We start from the raw sequence: 9,655 nt of genomic DNA, 5'->3' as shown, positions 1-9,655 counted from the left end.
TCGGTCCTTCAGCGCGCGTAGAGATCTTCGGTGTTGAGGAAGGCGCGGAGCCCTTCCGGCGTTGCGGTGCGTACAGGGTCGTCCTCGGCGGCCGGTTCGCCACGCCACGCCGTCGCGCGCAGCGACGTGACCGTGAAATCGGCGCGGGTGTCGAGCACGTGCGGGCAGTTGGCGAGTACGACGACCAGTTCCATTTCCGCGCGCAGGACGAGCGTCCGGCCGGGCGGAAAGGGGCCGGTCTCGGGCAGGGTGGCGCCGTCGTCGGCGATCCGGACGCCCTTGAACCAGTTGATGCAGGGGTGGACGTCCTTGCGACCGAGCCCGTGCCTGGCGACACCCAGCATGAAACGATCGCGCGCGTTCGGATGCGCGCCGTAATTCTTGCCATCGCCGTAAGCACGCGCGTTGGACGCCTCGTTCGATGCGCCGCAAAATGCGTCGTGCGTGCCGGCGTCGTCCTCCAGAATGGTCATCATCACGCGGCCCATGTCCGACAGCAGCAGCCGACCCGCACCGAGATAGCCGTTCCACTGCACCTTCAGCGTGTCGGCGACGTTCAGTCGCTCGGTCGGCGTCTCGGCGTTGAAGACCAGCATCGAGGCGCAGGCGTCGCCGGCGACGTCGATCAGCCGCAGTCGTGTGCCGCGCGCGATCCGGCGCGACGTGTAGCCCGCAGGGGCGATCGTCTCTTCCCAGACGGTTTCGCCGGGAGCGTCGAGGGCGGCGGCGGGGAGGGTGGGCATGGCCTCCACGCGCGTGCCCGTCATCGCGCGGGCGTGATCGCGGGCGCCGTACGGATCGGCGGTGGTGGTCGTCATGCGAAGTCTCTCCGTGGAAGATCGGGCCGTGGAAGATCGGTGCCGCCGATCGCGTCGACCAGCGCTTGCGGTGGCAGTGTCTTGCGATCGAGCGGCAGGTCGTAGGTGGTGGTCGCGCCGAAGCGGTGCGGCGCGTGCGGGTCGTGGCGACGCTTGTCGAAGGCGAGCACCCGCGTGCCGAGCTTGAACGCCTCGCCGATGTCGTGCGTCACCATCACGATGGTGAGCCCCTGTTCCTGCCAGAGGCGGGTGATGAGCGCGTGCATGTCGAGGCGGATGCCGGGGTCGAGCGCGCCGAACGGCTCGTCGAGCAGCAGGATGCGTGGATGCTTGACCAGCGCCTGGGCGATGGCGAGGCGTTGTTGCATGCCGCCCGACATCTGTGCCGGATAAACGTCCAGGCTGTGTTCGAGGCCGACCGCCGCGAGCATCTCGACCGCGGTTTCGCGTGCGGCGCAGCGCTGCGCACCGAACAGCCGCGCGGCAAAGGGCGCCTGCGCGCATTCGATCCCGAACATCACGTTGCGCAGTGCGGTGAGATGCGGGAACACCGAATAGCGCTGGAACACGACGCCGCGATCGGGGCCGCATTCGGGGCGCATCGGCTTGCCGTCGAGGAGCACCTGGCCGCGGCTCGGCGCTTCCTGGCCAAGGATCAGGCGGAGGAAGGTGCTTTTGCCGGCACCCGAGGGGCCGACCACCGCGACGAAGCTGCGTTCGGCGATCTCGAGCGAGACGCGTTCGAGCACGATCTTATCGCCGTATTCAACCCAGATGTTGCGGAGTTCCAGAAGCGGAGTCATCGGCCGCCGCCGTGTGCCCAGGGGAAGCCGCGGCGGCTGACGAACAGCAGCAGCGCGTCGGCTGCGATCGCGAGCAGCGAGATCCAGGCGACGTAGGGCAGGATGATGTCCATCGCGAAATAGCGTCGGACCAGGAAGATCCGGTAGCCGAGCCCGACATCGGAAGCGACCGCTTCCGATGCGATCAGGAACACCCAGGCGGGCCCCATCGACAGCCGCAGCGCTTCGATCAGGCGCGGCATCAGCTGGGGCAGCGCGACGCGGATCGCGAGCTGCCAGCTATTGGCGCCGAGCGTCTGCGCCTTGACGGTCTGCTCGACCGGGAGGTTGGCGACAAAGCTCGTCAGATCGCGTGTCATGAATGGCGCGATGCCGATCGCGATCAGCGCGATCTTCGAGGCTTCGTCGAGCCCGAGTACGATGAACAGGATCGGCAGTACCGCGACCGGTGGAATGACCGCGATCACCGCGACCGTTGGGCCGAGCACGACGCGCGCGAGCGGCATGACGCCGAGCAGCAGGCCGAGGACCAGCGCGCTCGCGGTCGCGATGGCGAGGCCGATGCCGAGCCGGTACAGGCTCGCCAGCGTGTCGGCGACGAGGATGATGCGATCGGTCGACGGGTCGCGATCCGTGGTGAAGCTGCGAATGGCCTGCGCCATCGCCTCGAAGGTCGGCAAAACCTTGTCGGCGGGATTGTCGAGGTGGCGCGCTTCGGAGGCGAGCAGGTAGACGAACAGCAGCGCCACGATCGGCAGCGCGCCGAGCAGCAATCGTGCCCCGCGTCCGAGGCGAATGTCGACGAGCCGGGTCAACGCTGATGCCCCGGCGCAACGCGTCGTGCGCGCCTGTCGGGCGTCGGCATGGCGGAATGTGTTGGCAGTACGCTCATTTCATCCCCCGATTTCACGCATGCCCCGGGCATGCTTCTCCGTTCGTCGAAACGCTGTTCCGACGTTGCCTGTTGGTCCTGTCAGCGCGAGGCTACAGCTTCCCGTCCGCCGCCAGCTTCATGTAGCTCGGGTCGAACCGCAGCTTCACGTTCTTGGTATCGCCGAGCGTCTTGCCGCCGGCGAAGGTGATGCCGATCGTATCGACGGACTTCGCGCTCGGACCGAACAGGCCGTGCGCGAAGCTGAACTGACGGACCCGGTCGGTCACGGTGATCAGGTCCGGGTTCTCCGCATAGGCAACCGCGTCCTGCGGCTTCGCGTACAGATGCGTCGTCTTGAGCTGTTCGTCGAAACTCGCCTCGGTCGTGCCCGCAGCCTTGGCCATCGTGGCGCGCGCGGCGCGGCCCGCCGCGTCGTTGCGGGTCATGATAGCCATCGTCTCATACCAGATGCCGGCCAGAGCCTTGCCGAGGTTCGGGTTGGCCTTGAGCGTCGCGGTGCTGACGTTGAGCGTGTCGAGAATTTCGTTGGGGATCTTCGAGCTGTCGAAGACCTGCGTAGCGCCCGGTGTGGCGCGGATCGTGGAAAGCTGAGGGTTCCAAGTGACGACCGCGTTCACGGTCGGGGAGGCGAACGCACCGACGATGTCGGCGTCGCCGGTGTTCACCGTCTTTACGTCGGCGAGCTTCATGCCGCTCAGTTCCAGCCCGCGGGCGAGCAGGAAATGCGACACCGACAGTTCGACGAGCTTGACCGAGCGCCCCTTGATATCCGCCATCGTCCGGCCGTTCTTGAGCACCACGCCGTCATTGCCGTCGGAATAATCGCCGATCAGCAGCACGGTGGTATCCTTGCCACCCGCCGCCGGAATGGTCAGCGCGTCCATCGTCGTGCAGACCACGCCATCGAGCTTGCCCGCGGCGTATTGGTTGACGGATTCGACATAGTCGTTGACCTGGACCAGCCGGATCTGGATGCCGTATTTATCGGCCCATTTCTTCACGATCCCGGACTGCTGCGCATAGGCCCAGGGCATCCAACCGGTGTAGATTGACCAGCCGATCGCGAAGTCCTTCTTCACGACGCCGGCGCCGCTCGCCGATCCCGACGGCTTGCTACCGCAACCGCCTAGCGCGAGCAGTACAGCGACGGCTGCAACGCCATTCAGCCACGGTCGAGACACCATCAAGCACACCCCTTAGCCACCCGATGATGCCAGCGCGCCGCCGTGCCCTTTTATGTGAGGGAACGGGAACAGCGGATGCGGGCATCATCCTTGGGTAACGTTGGCCTGCCGGGGATCATCAATGAAGAGGTAAAATACTGATGAAAGGCATAGGCTGTATCTATGCCCTACGTTGCGCGCGGTGGCGTCGGGTGACTTCATCGAGGAACAACTGGGTTGCGGTATCGCGTGACGGATCGGCTCGCGCGAGCAGGAAGATGTCGTAGGCGGGCTCGGCGTCGGCGTGGAGCAGCGGCCATAGCCGGCCCTTGGCGACCGCATCCGCCGCGGCGAGCACGGGCAGGAAGCCGATGCCGACGCCCAGGGTGATCAGCCGTGCCGCCTCGTTGATATCCTCGGCGTGACCCGTCGCCTTGGTGCCGAGACGATAGCGTCGGCGCAGGCGGGTGATGGTGTCGAGTTCGTCGTCGCCGGTGAGCACGAACCCCTCGTCCTTCAGTTCGCCCAGTCGGTCGACGCGGTGTCCGAAAAGCGGGTGACTGCGCGCGCAATAGAGTTGCTGACGTTCGACGAACAGCGGTTCGTAGACGAGACTGCTTCGTGGGTTGCTGTCGTAGCCGACGCCGATCTCGGCATCGCCTTGCTCCAGCGCGTTGAGGACTGCGCGCCAAGGCGAGACGCGGATTTCGATATGGATGTTGGGGTTGCGGCGGTGGAAGCTGACGATCGCCTCGTCGAATTCGGTCGAGGTCACCGCCGAGATAAGCTGGATGCGGACGATGCCCTCGACGCGCTTGGTGGCCTGCGCGACCTGATGCGGAACCATTCGCGCCGCTTCGAGCATCTCCTCGCACAGCCCGAGAAGCGCCGTGCCGGCTGCCGTCATCTCGACGCCGGACGAAGATCGCTTGAGCAACTCGACACCGACCTGATCCTCTAGCCGTTTCAGCGCGGCGCTGATGCTCGGTTGCTGCTTGTTCAATTTGCGCGCGGCTGCGCCGATCCCGCCCGCCCGAACGATCTCGACGAAGGTGCGCAACAGGTTCCAGTCGACCCGGCTCGCGAAGGTCTTGTCAGGCAGGATCGCGTTATCGTCCAAACACTCGGCTCCCGGATTGTCCGGGCGCACCTTTAGCTGCGTGTCGTTCTGGCGCAACGCGTGCGGCATGCGCCGTCCGCGTTGCGAAGCGGGTCCAATCCGCTAGGTGCCCAGCAGGCTCTTTCGGAACAGCGCCTTGATCCGGCGATCTTCGAGAATGCGGCCGACGGCATACAGCGCGGCGAAAATGCCCGCGAACACATAGCCCGGTGTCGGCGACGGCTTCTTGTCGTCCTCGTCCTTCTTGCCCTTCTTTTTGGGTGGGTCAGGCTCGGGAGCGCCTAGCGCCTTGTCGATCGGGTTCAGGACCACCGGCGGCTTCTTGACCTCGGGCTTCTTGCCCTTGGCCTCGGTCCTCGCCTTTTCGAACTTGCCGAGGACGATCGTCGCCTGGGCGAAGGCGAGAAACAAGAGCGGCGCGAGGAAGCAGAACAGCAGCGCGCGGCTGGCCAGGCGGTATCGCAACATCAGGCCGGGTGCGTCCTCTTCGATCCGTAGAACGCCGCCGTCGAACACCGCCATCTTGTCCTGTGCGGCCTGGATTTCCTTGCGGAACGACAGCGTGTCACCTGATCGTTCGCGCGTTGTCCCGGTCTGGCGGAAGAGTGGTTCGAGCCGGTCGAACGCGTCGTCGACGGACTGGCCCGGCGCGAGTGGGAGGCTTCCCTCCACGTGCCAGATCCCATCGATAAAGCGCCGATACACCGAATATCCCAGAGATGCGCGTGGTGCCGTTGGATCAAATGCCGTGGCTCGGTCTGCAGTCGGAGCGGCTCCGGTCATTCTGCCGGCACCATCGGAGCGGGCGCCATCGAGCCGATCGACCGCCGACCGAACCGTTCCTTGATCGACTTCCACCCTTCGGTGAAGGTGTAGGTCATCGTCTCGCGGACCGACATGGGGCGTCCGCCTTCCATTCCAAGCAATTCGGCTTCGCCGTCGACGCAGGTTCCGAACACGCGGTCGATGATGACCCAGGTGTTGGAATAATTGCTCCGGCTCGCCTCGTAATCCTGCGAATGATGCACGCTGTGATGCTCGGTGGTGTTGAACAGGAAGCGCCACCAGCGCGGCGAATTGAACCGGACGTTGATGTGCTGGTAGGTCCCGACCGCCAGCCCGAAGGACCCGGCGAGCAGCGCGGCGCGCGGCACGAAATCGAAGAACCCGCCGACGCCGAGACCGATCAGGAACAGCTCGACCGGGTTACCGACCGCGCCCTTGTTGATGTTGAGCTGGGTAATGTAGTGATGCGGCGCGTGCGCCAGCCACAGCGGATGCCAGTTGTGCATCCCGCGGTGCATCCAATATTGCCCGAAATCGAACACGAGCGAGATCATCAGCGCCTGAACCAGCAGCGGCAGGCCGGTGAACCAGGCGAACTTCTCCCAGTCGAACGAATGCTGGATCGCCTCGATCATCGCACCGTCGCCGATATAGCCGTCGATCATGCGCAGGACGGTGTAGCCGAGGCCGACATAGAACAGGTCGGTGGTCAGTTCCTTCCACGTCAGTCGCCAGCTTTCATGCCGCGGCGTCAGCCATTCGAGGCCAAGCAGCAGCACCTTGAAGCCGATACCGATGCCGATCGCGGTCGATGCCTTGGCGATCGAATTGGGCGCGTAGAACCAGAACGCGATCAGCGCGAACAGCATCGTCGGCTGGAACCAAGTGAAGAAGAACTGCTTTGCCGGGCCGCCCTGTACTTTCGGGATATTCTCCCAGCCCACGATGACGGGTGCCTGTGCCCCGATCACTCTCTTGCCGACGCGAACTCCGCTCATAGTATCCCCGCGATGCCAAGTTTCTACGAGGAAGATGCCCCAGATCGCGCGGGGGCGTCATACGTCATCGGACGTATATCGACGTGGTTTGGCTGGCGGTTTGGGGGCCTGGGGGCGCTACGTTATCGATCGACGCTGCGCGGCGGCGCCCGGTCGGCGACCGGCCCTTTCTTCGGCGCGATCTCGTCGACGCGTCCGGCGAGGTCCAGCAGGTCGCGGTGCAGTCGTCCGGCGGCAAAGGCGAGGCCGAATACGCGTCCCGATGCTTCGAAATCCAGGGTCGCCGCGGCATCACTTCGGCGGAACACATCCAGTGCGGTGCCGAACGTGCGATAACAAGTCTCGACATCGCCTCGATCGACCGTCCCGCCGTTGCGAAGCGCTGCGGAGCACCGTGCTGCGAGTGCCGCATGGGCCGTCAGCATCGCCGCGGACGGTCGTGCCAGCGCAGCCAACGCCGCCTGCGGCAGGGGTTCGTCCAGTGCGCGACCGCTCAGCACCAGATCGTTGCGGATCCGCCAGAGCGTGCGCGGTACGGACGCGGGAATGCCGTGATCGGCGAGCCGCGATGCGCGTTCCCGGTCGGCATCCTTCATCGCAAGCTCGACCGCGGCCAGCGCCTGCCGGAGCGCACCATGTTGGGGCGACGAAGGGAGCGCCAGCCCAGCCGTCAGCGCATCCGCCTGAGCACGCAGCATCGCTTCGATATGGCTGAGGACAGCCAACGTGCGTGCGATCACGACGCCGTGCGACCGTGCCGGCAGGATCAGCATTGCCGCCAGCACGCCGATCACACCGCCAAGGCCGATCTCGATGATCCGATCGCGGACGAACAGTTCCACCGGCGCACCGGGTGGAGCGCTGAGCAACATGATCGCCGCCGTCACCGGCGCGATCCGCAATCGCGGCCGGATCGACGCGACCAGTGCGGCGATACCGGTGACTGTCACGAGCACCAGCCCGAGTTCCACCGTGTCGGTCCGCCCGAGTGCGGCGCCGATGCCGCCGAGGACAGCGCCCAACAAAGTTCCCAGGAGGCGATCCGTCGCCGCGCCGAGCGTCCCCCCGATCGATGCCTGCATCACGATCAGCACCGTGAAGACCGCCCAATACCCCTCGTGCAAGCCAAGCGTCTTGTACGCCGCGAACGCCGCCGCCGTCGCGGCGATCACGCGGACCGTCTGACGCAGGTTGTCCGCGTTCGCCGTGATGACGGCGCGAGGCTGGAACTCGAATGTCAGCGCGTCCTCCTTCGACCTAATGTACGCACCTATGCAGTGTCATCGCCCGCCCTGAAAAGCGAATGTGAAGCGGTACGGCGGCGATGTCCGATGATGCTCGGCTGTCGACCGGGGTGGTGTCGCCGTCACCAAGGTCAAGCTGCCGTCGGCAACATTGACGGGTGTGCCGAGCGTGAGGTCGAGCTGCCGCGCCCATCCGCCGCCCAATACCGTAACGCGCACCACCAAGCGACCGGCCCAAACGCACTGCACGTCGGTTGGACAGCGGCTGTCTTCGATGACACGCTCGGGGCGCACCCTCGGTCCGTCGACGGACGCGATCTGGCCCAGGCGTACCGGTCCCTCGATCGGGCCGGTAGCGGTACAGCCGGCAAGGATCGATACAGCTACCGCGAGAACGGTCGTCTTTACCGGTTCGGACAGCGCCGACAAACGCTCAACCACAATAGGCGGAAACCACTCGGCCTTCCGCCACCGTCACGGTGATGCGTTCCTGCCGATAGTCCTTCGTCGTGCTGTCGCCAGGGGCAATCCGCCTGAGTATCGTGCTTCCGGTCCGACGCAAAATGCTGGCATCGTCGGGCGCCGCCAGTCCGACCAGCGCCTTGGCGGCCTCCACGTTGCAAGTCGCCGGTTCAGCGCTGGCGATCGTACCCGTAGAGGCGCAGGCACCGAGACCGATTAGTCCCAACATCACCGCAACCGTGCCCATCATATTGGTCTTCATCGTCGTACCTCCGTCATGTCAGAACGACCTGCGGGGTAACAGGCCGAAGCTGAACGATAGACGTTGCCGATAGCGCAAAGCCTTGGTTTACTGTTCATCCGTTCCCCATGGCCTCGGCGGTGCGCAGGCCTGAAAATGTCAACGCTCTCCGATCAACGCGGCGATCGGCAGCGCTTGCGGGGCGCTGCGCAAGGCCTCGGCGAGCGTGCGGTGCGCGTCGCGATCGCAACCATAGTCATACACCAGGTGACCCGCGCTATTCTGGCCGGTCCACGTCACGTCGGCCGAGGGCAGGTCGGACGCATATGTCTTGCAGGTGTCCGGGCCAGTCAGCCTCAGTTCGCCAACGGGTAGATAAGGCTGGAGCCGGCCGAAGAACTCGGCGACCTGTTGCTGCGTCGCCGTAAAGCGGCGTTCGCCGATGGCGGCGGTGTGACGGTCGCCAGTGAAGACGCCAGCGCCGTCGAGACTGATGGTAACGGTATAGACAGGGCACGTTCCGTGGCATGGCGTCGTGGCATAGGTCACGCGATCGATCTGTGGTGCGGCGGTCCCGCCTGTTTGCGGCCCACTCTCACGCCCGGTCGTGGCACATCCGCTCAACGCAAGCGCCGCTGCCGTCATCCATCCCATCGATCGCATCGCCCGCATCGTCACTTCCTTCAATATCACTGTCGTTGACCTAGACTCATGTCGTCACGCGGCCACAAGCTCGATGTTCGGATGATCGGCGATTATTTCGAGGACGATGTCGAAATAGGTTTGCCCGACGCCGCGTTCGAGTGCGTCGAGTTGCTGTGCGATGACGCCGATATTGAAAACATCGGGTCGTTGCAGCTTTTCTCTGAGGAAATCGCGGGTCGTCTCCATGCCGAGCGTCGACGCGCTATTTGCCATGTCCTGCCAGACGAGCCGGATCGGCTCTCGCCCCTTGATCGCGCCGTACCCGCCATACAGCAGGTCGTTCAACGCATCGAGGCTGTTCGCCAGGTTCCAGTCCTCGTCGGCCATGAAAACGCGGTTTATCTCGGCGTAGAAACTTGGAATGTCGTGGATATTGGCACCGATGATCGTCAACGCTTTTACCATCGGGGGGCAGCCTTG

Annotated in this window: 12 protein-coding genes; all 12 read right to left on the bottom strand. The window is 64.9% G+C overall.

The window, feature by feature from the left end; genetic code table 11:
* Positions 1-8: 8 nt before the first annotated feature.
* Positions 9-818, bottom strand: coding sequence for an urea amidolyase associated protein UAAP1 (locus tag QFZ54_RS05955; protein ID WP_307085363.1), 810 nt, complete (start codon positions 816-818; stop codon positions 9-11).
* Positions 815-1,621 (bottom strand): ABC transporter ATP-binding protein, encoded by an 807-nt coding sequence (locus QFZ54_RS05950; RefSeq protein ID WP_307085361.1) that lies wholly within the window; start codon positions 1,619-1,621, stop codon positions 815-817. The genes QFZ54_RS05955 and QFZ54_RS05950 overlap by 4 nt, the downstream gene beginning before the upstream one ends.
* A complete protein-coding gene (locus QFZ54_RS05945; RefSeq protein ID WP_307085359.1) occupies positions 1,618-2,436 on the bottom strand; it encodes an ABC transporter permease in 819 nt (272 codons plus the stop codon). Before QFZ54_RS05945 ends, QFZ54_RS05950 begins: the two co-directional genes overlap by 4 nt.
* 169 nt (positions 2,437-2,605) lie before the next feature.
* Positions 2,606-3,700, bottom strand: coding sequence for a putative urea ABC transporter substrate-binding protein (locus QFZ54_RS05940; protein ID WP_307085357.1), 1,095 nt, complete (start codon positions 3,698-3,700; stop codon positions 2,606-2,608).
* A gap of 160 nt (positions 3,701-3,860) precedes the next feature.
* Positions 3,861-4,868, bottom strand: coding sequence for a LysR family transcriptional regulator (locus tag QFZ54_RS05935; RefSeq protein ID WP_373458453.1), 1,008 nt, complete (start codon positions 4,866-4,868; stop codon positions 3,861-3,863).
* A gap of 33 nt (positions 4,869-4,901) precedes the next feature.
* Positions 4,902-5,471: a hypothetical protein gene (locus QFZ54_RS05930; RefSeq protein ID WP_307085355.1), complete on the bottom strand. Its 570-nt coding sequence runs from the start codon at positions 5,469-5,471 to the stop codon at positions 4,902-4,904.
* A 107-nt stretch (positions 5,472-5,578) separates the two neighbouring features.
* Positions 5,579-6,583, bottom strand: a complete 1,005-nt coding sequence (locus QFZ54_RS05925) for a sterol desaturase family protein (RefSeq protein ID WP_307085353.1) — start codon at positions 6,581-6,583, stop codon at positions 5,579-5,581.
* A 122-nt stretch (positions 6,584-6,705) separates the two neighbouring features.
* Entirely contained in the window at positions 6,706-7,755 is a 1,050-nt protein-coding gene (locus QFZ54_RS05920) for an FUSC family protein (RefSeq protein ID WP_307085351.1), read from the bottom strand.
* Between the two features lie 108 nt (positions 7,756-7,863).
* Positions 7,864-8,256 (bottom strand): hypothetical protein, encoded by a 393-nt coding sequence (locus QFZ54_RS05915; protein ID WP_307085350.1) that lies wholly within the window; start codon positions 8,254-8,256, stop codon positions 7,864-7,866.
* A 4-nt stretch (positions 8,257-8,260) separates the two neighbouring features.
* Positions 8,261-8,551, bottom strand: a complete 291-nt coding sequence (locus tag QFZ54_RS05910; protein ID WP_307085349.1) for an I78 family peptidase inhibitor — start codon at positions 8,549-8,551, stop codon at positions 8,261-8,263.
* A 138-nt stretch (positions 8,552-8,689) separates the two neighbouring features.
* The gene (locus tag QFZ54_RS05905) at positions 8,690-9,202 is read right to left on the bottom strand and encodes a DUF6438 domain-containing protein (protein WP_307085348.1); all 513 of its coding nucleotides are present in this window, start codon (positions 9,200-9,202) and stop codon (positions 8,690-8,692) included.
* A 45-nt stretch (positions 9,203-9,247) separates the two neighbouring features.
* Positions 9,248-9,640, bottom strand: coding sequence for a barstar family protein (locus tag QFZ54_RS05900; RefSeq protein WP_307085345.1), 393 nt, complete (start codon positions 9,638-9,640; stop codon positions 9,248-9,250).
* Positions 9,641-9,655 lie beyond the last annotated feature (15 nt).

The organism is Sphingomonas faeni, assembly GCF_030817315.1.
Lineage (GTDB): Bacteria > Pseudomonadota > Alphaproteobacteria > Sphingomonadales > Sphingomonadaceae > Sphingomonas > Sphingomonas faeni_C.
This window is presented reverse-complemented; position numbering and strand designations above follow the sequence as displayed.

Bases quoted from the DNA above. Each gene is read 5' to 3' on its own strand.
- QFZ54_RS05955 (WP_307085363.1), bottom strand. From the start codon at position 818: ATGACGACCACCACCGCCGATCCGTACGGCGCCCGCGATCACGCCCGC.
- QFZ54_RS05950 (WP_307085361.1), bottom strand. From the start codon at position 1,621: ATGACTCCGCTTCTGGAACTCCGCAACATCTGGGTTGAATACGGCGAT.
- QFZ54_RS05940 (WP_307085357.1), bottom strand. From the start codon at position 3,700: ATGGTGTCTCGACCGTGGCTGAATGGCGTTGCAGCCGTCGCTGTACTG.
- QFZ54_RS05935 (WP_373458453.1), bottom strand. From the start codon at position 4,868: ATGCCGCACGCGTTGCGCCAGAACGACACGCAGCTAAAGGTGCGCCCG.
- QFZ54_RS05925 (WP_307085353.1), bottom strand. From the start codon at position 6,583: ATGAGCGGAGTTCGCGTCGGCAAGAGAGTGATCGGGGCACAGGCACCC.
- QFZ54_RS05910 (WP_307085349.1), bottom strand. From the start codon at position 8,551: ATGAAGACCAATATGATGGGCACGGTTGCGGTGATGTTGGGACTAATC.
- QFZ54_RS05905 (WP_307085348.1), bottom strand. From the start codon at position 9,202: ATGCGGGCGATGCGATCGATGGGATGGATGACGGCAGCGGCGCTTGCG.
- QFZ54_RS05900 (WP_307085345.1), bottom strand. From the start codon at position 9,640: ATGGTAAAAGCGTTGACGATCATCGGTGCCAATATCCACGACATTCCA.